The organism is Novosphingobium fuchskuhlense (genome assembly GCF_001519075.1).
Classification (GTDB): Bacteria; Pseudomonadota; Alphaproteobacteria; order Sphingomonadales; family Sphingomonadaceae; genus Novosphingobium; species Novosphingobium fuchskuhlense.
Genome location: NZ_KQ954244.1, coordinates 506,778 through 521,423, shown reverse-complemented (window position 1 = coordinate 521,423; position 14,646 = coordinate 506,778). Strand labels below are relative to the sequence as shown.

The window sequence follows — 14,646 nt, the reverse complement described above, 5'->3', positions numbered from 1 at the left end:
CCATGCGTGAAGGGGAAGCCAAGCGAAGCAGCTGTTCAGCCGGGGCGGGTACACGCCCTGAAACGGCGGACCTCACGCTTGCCCGGGCCTGCGGCGGAATGCCCGCTCGCCAGTCCTGCTGGGAGACTGCTTATAAGCAATTGCGCGCAAAAGCAAGGAAATTGCGCGGGATGGTTGCAGGCTTCCCAAATGCGCTCTGGTGGTTCTATCACGTCGCCATGCAAATCCGCCTCGCCATCGCGCTCGCAGCCGCCTCGCTCCTGCTCTCTTGCACCGCCGAGGCCGCACCCGTGCTCACCGCGCCGGAACAGCGCATGGTGGCTGCGGTAGAGGCGAACGAGGCGCGCGATCTCGCGCTGCTCGAAAAGCTGGTCAACAAGAACTCGGGCTCGCGCAACATCGCCGGGGTCAAGGCCGTGGCTCAGATGGTGCGCCCTGAATTCGAAGCCCTGGGCTTCACCGTGAAGTGGCTGCCGATGGAGCAGACCGGCCGCGCCGGACATCTCGTCGCCACCCACACCGGCAAGCCCGGTGCCAAGCGCCTGCTGCTGATCGGCCACCTCGATACTGTGTTCGAGGCGGATTCGCCGTTCCAGACCTTCACCCGTCGCGGCGATTTTGCCACCGGCCCCGGCGTGGCGGACAACAAGGGCGGTGTGGTCGCCATGCTCGCCGCGCTGCGCGCGATGGCGGCGGCGGGCACGCTGAAGGGGGCCAACGTGGTCGCCTATCTGACCGGCGACGAGGAAGACGCCGGCGATCCGCAGTCCGCCGCCCGGGCCGACCTGATCTCGGAAGGCAGGAAGGCGGACATCGCGCTCGATTTCGAGGGCCTTGCGCGCGATCTTGGGCCCGATGGCACGCTCGTCGACATGGGCTCGATCGCCCGTCGCTCGGCCTATAGCTGGACCATCGAAGTCACCGCGAAGTCCGGCCATTCGAGCGGCGTGTTCGGCGCCGATGGCGACGGGGCGATCTACGCCCTCGCGCGGATGCTCGCCGCGATCCGCACCGAGGTCCCCGAGCCCAACCTGACGCTCAACGTCGGCATGATCGCGGGCGGTGCCGAGGCCGCGCTCGCGGCCGATCAGGCGCACGTGAGCGCTGCCGGCAAGACCAACATCATCCCCGCGAAAGCCGTCGCGCGCGGCGATCTGCGCACGCTTTCGCCCGAACAGAACACCCGCGCGCAAGGCAAGATGGCCGAAATCGTCGCGCGCGCCTTCCCCGGCGCTACGGCCAGGATCGTGTTCGAGGATGGCTACCCGCCGATGGCCCCCACCGACGCCAACCGCGCCCTGCTCGCCCGGCTCAACGGCGTGAACGCCGCGCTCGGCCTGCCCGCCATGGCACCGCTCGATCCCTTGAAACGCGGCGCTGGCGATATCAGCTTCGTCGCCGCGGATGTGCCGGGCCTCGTCGGCCTTGGCCCCGCCAGCACGGGGGATCACACCCCGGCCGAAACCGTCGATCTCAAGAGCCTGACCCTGCAGGCCAAGCGCGCCGCGCTGCTGATGAGCCGTCTGGCGGCGGACAAACGCTGATGGACCATCCGCCCAGCCCCTGCACCGGCACCTGCACGCTCGATCCGTTCACGAAGCTCTGCCGCGGCTGCGCGCGTACGATCGAGGAAATCATGGCCTGGCCCAGCGCCACGGCGCAAGCGAAGCATGCGATCCTCGGCGCGGTGAGCGAACGGCTTCAGAGCGTCAGCGTCAGGTCGAAATAGCCGTAAAGGGTGTTGCCGCTGCCGGGCGCGTTGTGCGCCCCCTTCAGAAACCCCTGCTTGAACAGCACAGCGCCCCCGGATTCGGCCTGCAGCAGCGCAGGCACCAGCCAGTGCCGCAGCCGCGCCTCGGCCTGATGCCCGGCAAAGCGCCCTGCAGCGCTCTTCGCATCGTGCACACCGTTCGTGGCAAAGGCGTCGCGCGGGTTCTCCGGCCACAGCGCGCGGTAGGAGAGCGTCACCTCGGTGCGCTTGTCCGGCACCGCTTCCAGCCGCAGTCAGGGCGAGACGATGTTGGTTCGCTGCAAGGCGCCGTAAAGCGCGGTCCGCCCGAAATCGAAGCGCCGGGCGCCGAACAGCGTGTCGAAGCGGCGATAGTGCCCCGCCTTGCCGCCATCGCCGCTGGCCGCATCGAACATCGCGGCGAGGCTTGGCGTCCATCCGGTCCTGCGGGTGTAGCCCACCTCGGCATGGGCGAACCACGCCGAAACGTCGAGGTCGGCCGTGTCCGCTGCCGCCGTGCTGCGCCGCGCAGTGCCGAACTGGTAGGCGCCTTCCACGTCATGGTCCCATTTGCCCGCCGCCGGCCGAACAAAAGCCCGCCCGCCCACGGTCCACAGCCGCCGGTTGCGCGTCAGCCGGTTGTCGCCATCCTGCTCGGCAAGCCGGAAGCCGTAAGTCTCCAGCGTCTCGCCCAGCACCTGCGGCAGGCTGCCATGCGCACCGAAAAACTGGACGCGCGTGGTCTCCAGGTCGAATTTTACCGTGTTGTCCCGCAGCCCTTGCACATCCTCAGGCCGGCGAATCTGCGGCATCGTCCAGCGCGCCTGCAGACGCGTGCCGCCCTGGGTGGCCCATTCGAGATGCACGCCGCTGTAGGCATTGGTGGTCTGGCGAAAGCGGGCACGGCAACGGCAAGTGCAGGCATCGCTGCCAGGGAAAAAGCTCTTCTGGTCAAAGTCGCTTCCACAGGTCTGCTTCGCACCGCCTCCCGAGGTCGGGTCGGCGTCATGGTGCTCTGCATTATGAAATACGGCGGTCAGATAGGCGGTACAGTCATGCCTTGCGTCGTCGCCGCGATCGCCTTAGGGCGCACGCGTCACTTGGGGAGTAGCCGCTGCATCGCCTGATGCAGTCCCCTGCCAGATTGCTCTGGCGCGTCAACATGCTTGGCCGAGAGGCCATGGCGCAAGCGGCAGATACCAGGCGGATAGCCTTCACCTGCCGGGCGAGACCAATGGCACCTGCTTTCCTGCCCGGCCGGGCGGGGAAAGCGCGTGTCGTTGTCTCGATCGTTCGCCCGGCCACAGGAACCTGTCCATGTTCGAAGCCTTGTTCACCTCCACCGCGATCGTCGCGCTTGCCGAGATCGGCGACAAGACGCAGCTTCTCGCCATCGTGCTCGCCGCCCGGTTCAAGCGGCCCCTGCCGATCATCGCCGGCATTCTCGTGGCCACGCTCGCCAACCACTTCCTCGCCGCGCTGGCGGGTTCGCTCGCCGCCGGGTGGCTTGATGGCCCGGCCTTCCGTTATGCCATCGCGGCCGGCTTCCTTGCGATGGCGGCCTGGACTCTCGTGCCGGACAAGTTCGACGACGACGAGGCCCCCGCCGTCTCGCGCGGCGGTGCCTTCCTCACCACGCTCGTTGCGTTTTTCTTCGTCGAGATGGGCGACAAGACACAGGTTGCCACGATCGCGCTTGGTGCGCGCTTCCACGATGCGCTGGCCGTTACGGCCGGCACCACGCTCGGCATGATGCTCGCCAATGTGCCGGCCGTGCTGCTGGGCGGAGAGATCGTGAAGCGCGTGCCGCTCGGCGTGGTGCGCGTGGTCGCGGCGCTCTTTTTCGCGGTGCTCGGCGTGCTGCTGCTGCTTGCGACGGCGGGCGTGCTCTAGGGTTCTTGACCCTAGGCCTCATCGCCCCACCCGGCGCAGAGCGGATCGGCGCCCACCACCAGCCGCCGCAGCGCTGCCCGCGCCAGCCGCTCGGTCTCGGACTTGCGGCGCGCGGGCGCGAGCGGCAGGCTGGGCGCAGGGCGCACGATTTCCGCATCATAGCCGTCGGCCACAATCACGCCGCACAGGTCAGGCCGGAACGCGGGCGTTTCGAGGCATGCGCGGTCTAGATGCGGGGCAAGGCCCCAATAGAAGCGGTCGCAGTATTCAAGATAGTCGGGCCACTTGGCATCGCCAAGCAGATCGCCGCGCGCCACCTTGATTTCGACGATCACGATCCGGCCCTTGGCGTCGATGCCCATGAGATCGGCACGTCGCCCGGAGCGCAGCGGCATTTCAGCGAGGCACCAGATGCCGTTTCGCGCAAACAGCCGCCCGATTCCGCGCGCCACCGCCTTTGCCTCGCGCTCGGCGGGAGGAATGATCTGCGCGGGAAGGGCCGAATCAGGCATGCCTCCAGCATAAGAACAAAAATGGAACAATAAAAGAGGGCGTCGGCGTGCCTCAGGCCTGCCGCTCGATCCCCAGCGGAGGAATCAGGCTCAGCAGGCCCGCCCGCGCCGTGTGAAACTCCTGCCACAGCGCCTGCGCCGCCGCAGCTGCGCAAGCGCCGCTGCCTTGGAGCGTCAGCAGCGCGGCCAGCCCCGGCTCCAGTATCGCGGCCAGATCGTCGACGCCCTGCGCGGCAAGCCGGCACCGCCAGCCTCCGGTATCGCGCATGATCGCCGGGAAGTTTCGAATCTCGGGCGTGCGGTATTCGGGGGCAAGCCCTGCCAGTTCCGCCACGGCCGCCGCGGCCTCGTGCACGGCGGTCCACTTCATGACCATGGCATTCGCGGCCAGACGGCCGTTGCCGCGATTCGGATCAGCAGGGGGAGAACGCAGAGACATGTGCGTGCAGATACGCCACTGCCCGCTACCAAATTGCTAAGCCACAAACCTCTGGCAAGCCGGCCGTCACGCTGCTAGGCGATTTCTCCCACGCACCCGTAGCTCAGCTGGATAGAGCGCTGCCCTCCGAAGGCAGAGGCCACAGGTTCGAATCCTGTCGGGTGCACCAGGACCTCGCGATCCCCCCTTCGCGGCTTCTCCGCCGGGCGCCTGCAGCGCAAGATGTTCCTACTTCGGCAGCAGCGGTGCGCGCTGGTAGGTCTTGATCTGCCCGCTCTCGATCGTCGCAGGGGTGTTCGCGTCGCGTGCTTCGTGGGCGCGCTTCCAGATGCCGAAGATGCCCATGATGTGCGGCGGATCGCCGTGGATCTCGGTGAAGCCGCCGTTCAGCGACCGGGTGTCGAAATAGGCGGCGTTCACCGCGTCGGCATAGAGCTCGGTCGCGAGCGGATAGCCCATGTCGAGCCAGCGCTGGCGTTCGGCAGCAAAGTCGGAGACGAGGTAGGCGATGTGGTGAAAGCCTTCCTCGCCGTCCCGGTACATGTCGCGATAGATCGAAGGCTGGTCGTCATGCTGCTCGATGAACTGGATCATCGTGTCGCCCAGATAGCCGAAAGCGTAGGAAACGTCGGCCTCCACCGCCGTGCCGCGATAGGTGAACTCGTCGCAGCGGTGGTGGCGCGCCATGAAGAACGGTCCGGCGCCGAACGCCCTTGACCACTTCTCTGCCGCCGCGTCGATGCTCTTCACGAAGTAGGCTTGCTGGAACAGCGCGCAGGACCGGGTCATTCGCTCACTCCTTCAATGGGGCCTCGTGCTATCGAGCACCTTGCCCATGCGGACGATCGGGACGCGCACACCCTCGCGCGAAGTGGCCTCGACGGCTTCGATCGCCCGATAGCCGCAGGCCTTGTAAAGCGGCAGGCCGGCAAGGGTCGCCATCAGTTCCACCCGGGCGAATCCGGCCGCGCGCGCGGCGTCCTCGCACAGCGCCATGATGGCCTTGCCGATGCCGCGCCGGGCGTGCGCGGGATCGACGTACATCGCGCGGATCTTCGCCGCATCCTTCGCGGGATCGAGCGGCAAGGGCTCGCGCGCGACGATGCTGTCATCCCCGCCAAACAGTGTCGCCCGAAAGCTCCACCCGCCGCAGCCGACGGGCGCGCCCTCATTCAGGATCATGAAGTAGGTGCGGTCCTTCACCAGCTGGGTATCGAGCCCCATGATCTGGTGGCTGGCGGCAACCTGCTCCCGGCTCAGGAAGCCGTGCTGCAATTCCTCGATGGCGCGCGTCATCAGCGCGCGCAGGGCAGGCAGATCGGCCTCGGTCGCGCGCGCGTGAGTGAACGCGCTCACGTCAGTATCCGGCGACGCTGCCCACCGGCAGGCGCGGATCGATCGCGCCATAGAGCCTGTCCTTGCCCACCGGCGGCTTGCCCAGCGCAGGGCCGCCGACGAGGATCGCGGCGACCTGGTTCCAGTAGTCCATCCGCTCCAGCTTGTGGCCCTTGGCTTCCAGCGCGGCGCGCGTTTCCGCGCTCAGCGCATTGGGCTCCATGAAGATCACATCGGGCAGCCACTGGGCGTGGATGCGCGCGGCGTCGGTCGCTTCGGTCACGGTCATGCCGTGATCGATCACGTTGAGCATCACTTGCAGCACGCCGGTCGGGATATGGCTCCCGCCGGGCGTTCCGACAACCATGAAGAGCTTGCCGTCCCTGGTGACGATTGTCGGCGTCATCGACGATAGCGGCCGCTTGCCCGGCGCGATGGCGTTGTTGGTGCCCTCGACAAGGCCGTACATGTTGGGCGCGCCAGGCTTGGAAGAGAAATCGTCCATCTCGTCGTTGAGCAGGATGCCGGTGCCGTCTGCCGTCACCCGCGCGCCGAACCAGTCGTTGAGCGTGTAGGTGAGGCTGACGGCGTTCCCCTGCGCATCGACGATGGAGAAATGCGTGGTGCTCGCGCCTTCGTGGCTCTGCCCCGGCACGCCGAGCGAGACCGAGGGGGTGGCCTTGTCGGCGCTGATGCCCGTCCGCAGGCTGGCGGCGTAGTCTGGCGAGATCAGCTTGGCGACGTCTGCCTTCACGAAGCCGGGATCGCCGAGGTTGACGTTGCGATCATGGAAGGCACGGCGCAGCGCCTCGGTCAGGTAGTGGATGTTCTGCGCCGAATGCCAGCCGAGCTCGCCCATCGGATAGGCCGAGAGGATGCCGAGCGTCTCGCACACCACAACTCCGCCCGAGCTTGGCGGCGGGGCGGAAATCACGTGATAGCCGCGGTAATCGCATTCGAGGGGCGCTCGCTCGATGGCGCGGTAGGCGGCGAAATCGGCCTTGGTCAGGATGCCGCCATGGGCCTTGCTTGAGGCCGCGATCTTCTCGGCGATCTCACCCTTGTAGAAGGCGTCCGCCCCCTTGTCGGCGATCAGCTGGAGCATGCGGCCGAGATCGGCCTGCACGAAGCGGTGGCCCTTCTCGAACGGCTTGCCCGAATCGAGGAAAATCGCCGCGCTCGCGGGATCTCTCGCAAAGTCCTCCGCGCCCTCGGCGAGGAATGTGGCATCGCCCTGGTCCATCACGAAGCCGTCGCGGGCCAGACTGATCGCCGGGGCCATGAGGCGCGCGCGGGGCAGGGTGGCGAACTTCGCGCGCGCCAGTTCAAGCCCTGCGACCGTGCCCGGCACGGCAACGGCCTTGTGCCCGCGCGTCGAGAGCAGCGGGATCACCTTGCCGGCCTTGTCCTGATACATCGTTGGCGTCGCCGCAGCGGGCGCGGTTTCGCGAAAGTCGATGAAGCTGGTGCGCCCATCGGCCAGCCGCACCGTCATGAACCCGCCGCCGCCGATATTGCCCGCCTCCGGGAAGGTCACCGCCAGCGCGTAGGCGACCGCGATTGCGGCGTCGACCGCGTTGCCGCCCTCCTTGAGCACTTCGACCCCGGCGTCGCTCGCCAGCCGGTGCGCGGAGACGACCATGCCGTGCTCGGCGCCGGCCGGGACCTGCGATGCGGCCATGAGCGGGACGGGCAGGCTGGTGGCGGTCAGCGCGAAGGCGGAAAGGGCGGCGATGGCGGACTTGCGCAGGGTCATGTTTGTCATCCTCTCGGCCCTTCCTGTGCCCCCGCCGGACCCAAAAGAAAAGGGGCGGGGAAGCCGAAACTTCCCCGCCCCATTCTGTCTGGCCCCCTCCTTTCGGAGAGCGCGGCCGAACTCAGTACTTCACGCTCGCGCGGACATACCAGAAGCCGCCGTTGAAGCCGAACGGACCGCCGTTACGCGGATAGATCTGGCCATCGCCGGTGCTGTTCGTCAGCGTGTAGATCGGGTTCGAGGACGAAGCCTTGATCCGGTCGGGCTTGGTGTTGAAGATATTGTTGCCACCCACGGTCAGCTTGAAGTTGTCCATGAAGGTGTAGGTCACGTCCACGTCGGCCGTGACCTTCGCGCCGAATTCCTGACCCGGGTAGTCGGTCTCGGCGCGCCACTTGCCGAAGTAGCGGCCCGCAGCGCCGACCGAGAACGCGCCCATCGACCAGTTGCCCTGGAGGTTGAGGCGGTGCTTCGGTGCCAGGTTCTCGGCGTCGGTGATCTGGGCCGGGCCGATCGCGGCCGAGTCGAACTTCGTCACCTTGTTCTTGTTGTAGTTGTAGGCGAGCGTCAGGTTGAGCTTGCCGCCAGCCAGGTCGGTCCGGTAGCTGCCCACCACGTCGACGCCGCGGGTGCGGATGTCGAGCGAGTTGGTGAAGTACTGGACGTTGCCGCCAACGCCCACCGAGGCGAGCTCGGCCAGCTTGGCGATATCCGATGCGCCCACCACGAACGACTTCGAGATGAAGATGCGGTCGGTGACCTTGATCTGGTAGGCGTCAACCGTCAGCGTGAGCGCGCTGGTCGGCTGGAACACGAAACCGAAGCCGAAGTTGGTCGACTTCTCGGGCTTGAGGGCCTTCGCGCCGAAGTACTGGGCCACCGCGCTCGTCACCGGGAAGGTGCCGACCTGCACCGACTGGCCGGCGAGGAAGTTGGTGGTCAGGACCTGGGTGTTGTTCTGGCCCGGGGTCGGGGCGTGGAAGCCCGAACCGACGGTGCCACGCAGCGCGAACTCGTCGGTCACGTGGTAGATGCCGTTGAACTTGTAGACGAAGCGGCCACCGAACGAATCGTAGTGCTCGTAGCGGCCGGCCGCGCCGAGCGTGAGCTCCTTGGTCACGTCGGTTTCGGCGCCCACATAGAAGCCGTAGCTCTTCTGCTTGTTGGTGCCGGCATAGGTCGGCGCGGTGCCGCCGTAGCCGCTGGCGGCCGGATCGTAGACCGCGGTCTTCTCGCCGGTCGGGGTGAACACGCCCGGGGCCGTCTCGGTGTAGAGGTCGTGCGCAATGGCGTAGGGGCCCGCACCGTAGGACTGGAAGTCGCCTTCGGTGGCGGTGTAGCTTTCGCGGCGGAACTCAGCGCCGCCCGAGAACGTGATCGGGCTGGCGAGACCGGCCTCGACCGCATAGGTCACGTCGAGGTTGGCATCGAATTCCTTCTGGATCAGCTTGCCGAACTCGAAGCTGGTCTGCGAAGCGCCGCCGAACGAGGGGCTGATCGAGTTGTACATCGACAGGTCAAGCGAGTTGCGGCTCAGCGAGGCCGAGAGGTCGTAGGTGAACCCGCCGTCGGTCTTGCCCTTCCAGCCCAGCGTACCATAGGCCTGATCGGTCTTGCCCACGAAGATCGGGGTGAAGCCGGCCGGGTAGAGCGAGGTCAGGTTGAAGACGTTGCCGTCCTTGACGTAGCCGCCTGCGGGGCAGGTCGGATTGCCGGCCGGGCACTCCGTCTTGTAGTAGGGTGCCTGGAAAAACGAGCGGCCACCGATCGTGCCGGTCTTCTTCGTGCCCGAACCATCGTCATACTCGAACGTGCTCGAGCCCTGGTACGAGGAGCGGAAGTTGAAGCTCTGCTCGGCCTTGCTGTGCGCGAAGTTGCCGAACGCATAGACCTTGCTGTTGTCGGTCACTTCGTAGGCGGCGTTGACGACGGCCTTCCAGCCCTCGCTCGGCGAGTTGCCCCAGATCTGCGCGGGCAGCGGGTAGAACGGCAGCTTGTCGGCCAGCGAGGGGTTTTCGGCGGCGAAGCGCGCGGCGATCGGGCGGGTCACGCCGCGGCTCGTGCGGCCATCGTTGTTGTATTCGGCCGAAACGTTGATGAAGCCGCGGTCCGCCTTCAGGCCGGCGTTGCCCGCCACCTGATAGCTCTTGCCGTCGCCCTTGTAGAACTGGCCGTAGCGGCCCATCAGTTCGAAGCCGCCGTTGTCGCGCAGGCCGTAGTTCAGCACGCCCGCGATGGCGTCCGAACCGTACTGGGCGGTCGCGCCGTCACGCAGCACTTCGAGGCCCTTGATCGCGATCGCGGGGATCGCCGAAATGTCGGGGCCCTGCGAACCGAACGACAGGCCGGTGTCACCACCGTTGTAGACCTGCACCAGCGCCGAGCGGTTGTAGCGCTTGCCGTTGAGCATGACGAGCAACTGGTCGCCCGGCAGGCCGCGCAGCGAAGGCGCGCGCACGAAGGTCGAGGCGTCCGAGATCGAGTTCTGGCCGACGAAGAAAGACGGCACGAGGTTGCGGACCGAGTCCAGCAGGTTCGCGGTCGGCTGCGTGGTGAGGTCGGCGGCGCTGATCACGTCGATCGGCGAGGCCGAGTCCGCCACGGTGCGGTCGGTGCGGCGCGTGCCGATGACGACGATGCTCTGCGCGGCGGCGGCATCGTCAGCAGGAGCAGCAGCTGCCGCCTGCGCGAATGCGGCCTGAGGAGCGGCGACACCGCCAAAGACAGCGGCAGACGCCAGCAGAGCGCCGCGCAGCGCGAGGTTGGAAAGATTTCGCACGGATTGAATACCCCCTGAAATGAGCAGCCGGGCATGAAGAGCCCCCCGATCTGCCTCCGGTTGATGGCGCCGTGGATATTCCTTCGATTGAAAGTGTAAACAGATTTGCGGGGCAATCCGGGCCCCCGATGCGCGAAACCGCCGCCAGTGTGACATTTTTGCTATTGCCGGTGCGGGCCTGCCACAGACGTTTTTGCTGGGCTTTTGCGTAACGTAGCGTCACTCATGCAGGGCTTCCTGCGAGATGCGGACGAGCGGCCCCAGCACGTAGTTGAGCATCGTCTGGCGGCCCGAACGGATCGCCACCTCGCCTGTCATGCCCGGGATCACCGTCATGCCCGGGTCAAAGCCCGCCCGGCGGGCGCCCAGTAGCAGGCGCCCAGTAGCAGGCGCTAGTAGACCCCGCCGTAGATCGTTGCGCTATGAGCGGAGTTCTTGTTGCGCGCGGGCAAGCCGGGCCAGATGTCGCTGCGATCCTTGGGCAGGTGCGACGGTCGCGTTGTCCTTCCGCGCGGGCGGCGCAGAGACCGGGACGGGCAGCGCCGACAAAGCGGCGGGCGATACGCTTCAGATCGCATCCGGCGCGGTCTACCCGGAACGGATGAGACTACACCTTCGACAGCGGCAGCAGCCTGACCACGCCCGTGGCGAAGCCGTCGGTGGTTTGAATGATGCCGCAAGAAAGGACCGATTCGGGTTTGCCCCGAGCGGGTCCTTACCCCCGCATGGTCCAATCGCGGGTTTCGGCGCGGTGGTCGCCATCGCGGGGCAACCGCGTCGCAGCCGTCCGGATTCGGTGATTTTATCTTAGGCTTCAAGCACATGGCCGCCCGGGGCCGGCACTGGGTGCGGCCAGCCTGAACCCCGGCTTAATGCTTTGGACACCAAACCGTCATCGGCGCGTGCAAGGGCAGGTCGACCGTCATTCAGGGGCATGACCCCGGGAGATTCGCCATGTCCGCCGCCCGTTCCATCACCATCATCGATCCGCGCGTCGGCGATATCGCCGCAGTGGTTGCCGGCCTGCCCGCCGGCGAGGCCGTCTTCGTGCTGGATGACAGCCAGGACGGGCTTGGCCAGATTGCCGCGCTGCTTGCCGGTACGGACGGGATCAGCGCGCTCCATATCGTCGGCCACGGCAGCGCCGGCGCGTTGGTGCTGGGCAATGGTCTGGTCGATACCGCCGCGCTCGCTGCGCATGCCGATGATCTGGCCACGATCGGCCGCCATCTCGCGCCCGGCGGCGATATCCTGCTCTATGGCTGCAATGTCGCCGCAGGGGATGCCGGCCAGGCCTTCATCGATTCCTTCGGTGCGCTGACCCATGCCGACATTGCCGCCAGCACCGACGTGACAGGGGCAGCCGCGCTTGGCGGCAACTGGACGCTCGAGGCCCATAGCGGCGCGATCGAGGCCCACTCGCTGGCGTTCGCCGCCTTCCACGGCACGCTCGACACGATCAACGGCGACGGCGCCGCCAACGTACTGACGGGCACCGAAGGCGATGACACGATCAGCGGCTTCGGCGGCAACGACACGATCAGTGGCCTCGGTGGCAACGATGTGATCGATGGCGGCACCGGTGCAGACGATATGGCCGGCGGCCTCGGCGACGACATCTACTATGTCGACAACGCCGGCGATACGATCACCGAGGCGGCCAATGCGGGCACCGATCTCGTCTACGCCACGGCCAGCGTGGTGCTTTCGGCCAATGTCGAGAACGCTACCCTGCTCGGCAGCGGCGCAATCAACCTGGTCGGCAATGCTCTCGACAACGTGCTGATCGGCAATTCGGGCGGCAACCTGCTCAACGGCGGAAGCGGCAACGACTATCTCGACGGGTTGGCCGGTGCCGATACGCTGGTCGGCGGCAAGGGCGATGATACCTACGTGCTCAGTGCCGTCAGCGATGTGGTCATCGAATCCGAGTTCGAAGGCACCGACACCATCCGCGCCGGCTTCTCCTACGCGCTTGGCAAGAACATCGAGAACCTCGTCTTCACCGGCACGGGTGACTACGCGGGCGTCGGCAACATCCTCGGCAACGTGATGACCGGCAATGATGGAAACAACATCCTTTCCGGCGAAGACGGCAACGACACGCTCTATGGCGGCAACGGCACCGACACCCTGATCGGCGGCACGAGCAACGACATTCTCGATGGCGGCGCCGGCGGGGACGCGATGATCGGGGGCACCGGCAACGACACGTATTATGTCGACAGCGTGGACGACGTCATCGTGGAAGAAGCCAACCAGGGTGTCGACACCGTCGTCACCAAGTTCGGCTGGACACTCGGCGACGATTTCGAGAACCTCACCCTCACCGGTAGCGATGCGGTGAACGGCACAGGCACGGCGGCGGACAACATCCTCATCGGCAACGGCGCCGACAACACGCTCCTGGGCAACGGCGGCAACGATACCCTCGATGGCGGCGCGGGCGTCGACACGCTGATCGGCGGCACCGGCAACGATAGCTACACCGTTGATTCCATCGGCGATCTGATTGTCGAAAATGCCGATGAAGGCGCGGATTCGGTCACCGCAAGCGTCAGCTACACGCTGGTCGACAATGTCGAGAACCTCACGCTGACCGGAACTGCCGACTTGTCCGGCACGGGCAACGATGCAAACAACGTGATCGTCGGCAACGATGGCGCCAACACGCTTTCCGGCCTCGGCGGGAACGACACGATCGACGGCGGCAAGGGTGCCGACGCGATGGATGGCGGGGCGGGCAACGACACCTACATCGTCGACGATGCCGGCGACACGGTGACCGACAGCGCCGGTACAGATACCGTGCAGTCCTCGATCACCTGGGTCCTTGCCGCCAGCCTCGAGAATGTCACGCTGACCGGCAAGGCCGCGATCAACGCCACCGGCAATGCCCAGGCCAACGTGATCACCGGCAACGACGGCGACAACGTCATCGATGGCGGTGCCGGAGCCGACACGATGATTGGCGGCGCGGGGGCCGACACCTATTATGTCGACAACTCCGCCGACAAGGCGATCGAGACCGCGCAGGGCGGCGGCACCGACCTCGTCATTGCATCCGCTTCCTTCAAGCTCACCGATTATGCCGACAACCTCACGCTGACCGGCACTGCCGATCTCAGCGCAGGCGGCAACGTGATCGGCAACGTGATCACCGGCAACAGCGGCAACAACGTGATCGAAGGCGGCGGCGGCAAGGATACGCTCGACGGGCGCGATGGCAGCGATCTCTATGTGGTCAGCAACACGCGTGACGGCTTCCAGGGCGAGATCCAGGATACCGGCACCACCGGCACTGACGAAGTGCGTCTCAGCTACACCACCTCGGGCTACTCGGTGTTCAGTGACAAGGACACAGGGATCGAGCGCATCGTGATCGGCACTGGCACCGGCGCAGTAGCCGACAGCACCGGTACGGCAGCCGTGGCGGTGTCCGCAGCCAAGCTGCTCAATGCCGTGATCATCCTTGGTAACGCGGGCAGCAATCGCATCACCGGCACAGCCTTCGGCGATACGATCGACGGCGGGCTAGGCGCCGATGCCCTCACCGGCGGCCTCGGCGATGACACCTATTATGTCGATGACGCGAAGGACCGTGTCATCGAGCGCGCGCTGCAGGGCTATGACACGGTCTACGCCACGGTGAGCGTAAAGCTCGCCAAGTCGGTCGAAGCGCTCGTGCTTACCGGCAGCGCCGATCTCTATGGTACCGGCGGCGCGGACAACAACACGATCACCGGCAATCTCGGCAACAACCTGCTTGATGGCGGCAAGGGTGACGACGTGTTGATCGGCGGCGCGGGCAACGACCGGCTGATCGGCGGGCAGGGTGCCGATACGCTCCAGGGCGGCAGCGGAACCGACGTGTTCGTGTTTGCCGACAAGCCCGTCACGGGCGGTCCGGTCGATGTGATCGTCGATTTCAATCAGGGAGAGAGCGACCGGATCGAGCTCGACAAGGATGCCTTCCGCGGCCTCGGGCGCGTGTTGGGCACGATCAGCGCAGACCAGTTCTGGTCGGGTACCGGCGTAACGCAGGTCCACGATTCCACTGATCGGCTCCTCTACGATACCACGACCGGCAATCTCTGGTACGATGCGGACGGCTATGGCGTGGCAGCGCCGATCCTGATCATCCAGCTCGGCACCTCCAGCCATCCCGTGCTGGCCTACACCGATATCGCGCTGATCGCCTGA

General features: G+C 66.4%; 12 protein-coding genes and 1 tRNA gene. 5 read left to right on the top strand and 8 right to left on the bottom strand.

The annotated features are described in order from the left end of the window. The first annotated feature begins 218 nt into the window (after window positions 1-218). Window positions 219-1,544 (top strand): M20/M25/M40 family metallo-hydrolase, encoded by a 1,326-nt coding sequence (locus AQZ52_RS02300; protein ID WP_067909239.1) that lies wholly within the window; start codon window positions 219-221, stop codon window positions 1,542-1,544. Beyond that, on the top strand, window positions 1,544-1,729 hold the full coding sequence (locus AQZ52_RS02295) for a DUF1289 domain-containing protein (RefSeq protein ID WP_067906323.1): 186 nt from the start codon (window positions 1,544-1,546) through the stop codon (window positions 1,727-1,729). Before AQZ52_RS02300 ends, AQZ52_RS02295 begins: the two co-directional genes overlap by 1 nt. Here the strand turns inward: AQZ52_RS02295 and AQZ52_RS02290 are convergent. After that, window positions 1,702-1,989, bottom strand: coding sequence for an alginate export family protein (locus AQZ52_RS02290; RefSeq protein WP_067906322.1), 288 nt, complete (start codon window positions 1,987-1,989; stop codon window positions 1,702-1,704). The genes AQZ52_RS02295 and AQZ52_RS02290 overlap by 28 nt on opposite strands. Before the next feature lie 15 nt (window positions 1,990-2,004). Next, window positions 2,005-2,769 (bottom strand): alginate export family protein, encoded by a 765-nt coding sequence (locus tag AQZ52_RS02285; RefSeq protein WP_082697506.1) that lies wholly within the window; start codon window positions 2,767-2,769, stop codon window positions 2,005-2,007. Window positions 2,770-3,046: 277 nt separating this feature from the next. Here AQZ52_RS02285 and AQZ52_RS02280 point away from each other — a divergent pair, with 277 nt between their 5' ends. Continuing rightward, the gene (locus AQZ52_RS02280; RefSeq protein WP_067906320.1) at window positions 3,047-3,622 is read left to right on the top strand and encodes a TMEM165/GDT1 family protein; all 576 of its coding nucleotides are present in this window, start codon (window positions 3,047-3,049) and stop codon (window positions 3,620-3,622) included. Between the two features lie 11 nt (window positions 3,623-3,633). Here the strand turns inward: AQZ52_RS02280 and AQZ52_RS02275 are convergent, their stop codons facing one another. Together AQZ52_RS02275 and AQZ52_RS02270 are read right to left on the bottom strand one after the other, a co-directional pair. Further along, window positions 3,634-4,134: an MmcB family DNA repair protein gene (locus AQZ52_RS02275; protein ID WP_067906319.1), complete on the bottom strand. Its 501-nt coding sequence runs from the start codon at window positions 4,132-4,134 to the stop codon at window positions 3,634-3,636. Between the two features lie 52 nt (window positions 4,135-4,186). Further along, window positions 4,187-4,573 carry a hypothetical protein gene (locus AQZ52_RS02270; RefSeq protein WP_240481411.1) on the bottom strand — a complete coding sequence of 129 codons (387 nt, stop codon included), beginning with the start codon at window positions 4,571-4,573 and terminating at the stop codon, window positions 4,187-4,189. Window positions 4,574-4,665: 92 nt separating this feature from the next. Between AQZ52_RS02270 and AQZ52_RS02265 the strand changes: the two genes are divergently transcribed. After that, window positions 4,666-4,742: transfer RNA gene (locus tag AQZ52_RS02265), tRNA-Arg, on the top strand. 59 nt (window positions 4,743-4,801) lie between these two features. On the opposite strand, the gene AQZ52_RS02260 is transcribed toward AQZ52_RS02265, so the two are convergent. From AQZ52_RS02260 to AQZ52_RS02245, 4 genes are all read right to left on the bottom strand, one after another. After that, window positions 4,802-5,362, bottom strand: a complete 561-nt coding sequence (locus tag AQZ52_RS02260) for a VOC family protein (RefSeq protein ID WP_067906318.1) — start codon at window positions 5,360-5,362, stop codon at window positions 4,802-4,804. Between the two features lie 12 nt (window positions 5,363-5,374). Continuing rightward, complete coding sequence (locus AQZ52_RS02255) at window positions 5,375-5,929, bottom strand: GNAT family N-acetyltransferase (RefSeq protein WP_240481410.1); 555 nt, start codon at window positions 5,927-5,929, stop codon at window positions 5,375-5,377. Window position 5,930: 1 nt separating this feature from the next. After that, window positions 5,931-7,673, bottom strand: coding sequence for a gamma-glutamyltransferase (gene ggt, locus AQZ52_RS02250; RefSeq protein ID WP_067906317.1), 1,743 nt, complete (start codon window positions 7,671-7,673; stop codon window positions 5,931-5,933). Window positions 7,674-7,785: 112 nt separating this feature from the next. Beyond that, entirely contained in the window at window positions 7,786-10,443 is a 2,658-nt protein-coding gene (locus AQZ52_RS02245; RefSeq protein WP_240481409.1) for a TonB-dependent receptor plug domain-containing protein, read from the bottom strand. A 954-nt stretch (window positions 10,444-11,397) separates the two neighbouring features. Here AQZ52_RS02245 and AQZ52_RS02240 point away from each other — a divergent pair. Continuing rightward, window positions 11,398-14,646 carry a DUF4347 domain-containing protein gene (locus tag AQZ52_RS02240; RefSeq protein ID WP_067906316.1) on the top strand — a complete coding sequence of 1,083 codons (3,249 nt, stop codon included), beginning with the start codon at window positions 11,398-11,400 and terminating at the stop codon, window positions 14,644-14,646.

What these genes read in the sequence shown, in the direction of transcription:
- AQZ52_RS02300 (WP_067909239.1), top strand. Translation starts at nt 219, where the DNA reads ATGCAAATCCGCCTCGCCATCGCGCTCGCAGCCGCCTCGCTCCTGCTC.
- AQZ52_RS02295 (WP_067906323.1), top strand. Translation starts at nt 1,544, where the DNA reads ATGGACCATCCGCCCAGCCCCTGCACCGGCACCTGCACGCTCGATCCG.
- AQZ52_RS02270 (WP_240481411.1), bottom strand. Translation starts at nt 4,573, where the DNA reads ATGTCTCTGCGTTCTCCCCCTGCTGATCCGAATCGCGGCAACGGCCGT.
- AQZ52_RS02280 (WP_067906320.1), top strand. Translation starts at nt 3,047, where the DNA reads ATGTTCGAAGCCTTGTTCACCTCCACCGCGATCGTCGCGCTTGCCGAG.
- AQZ52_RS02275 (WP_067906319.1), bottom strand. Translation starts at nt 4,134, where the DNA reads ATGCCTGATTCGGCCCTTCCCGCGCAGATCATTCCTCCCGCCGAGCGC.
- AQZ52_RS02260 (WP_067906318.1), bottom strand. Translation starts at nt 5,362, where the DNA reads ATGACCCGGTCCTGCGCGCTGTTCCAGCAAGCCTACTTCGTGAAGAGC.
- ggt (WP_067906317.1), bottom strand. Translation starts at nt 7,673, where the DNA reads ATGACAAACATGACCCTGCGCAAGTCCGCCATCGCCGCCCTTTCCGCC.
- AQZ52_RS02240 (WP_067906316.1), top strand. Translation starts at nt 11,398, where the DNA reads ATGTCCGCCGCCCGTTCCATCACCATCATCGATCCGCGCGTCGGCGAT.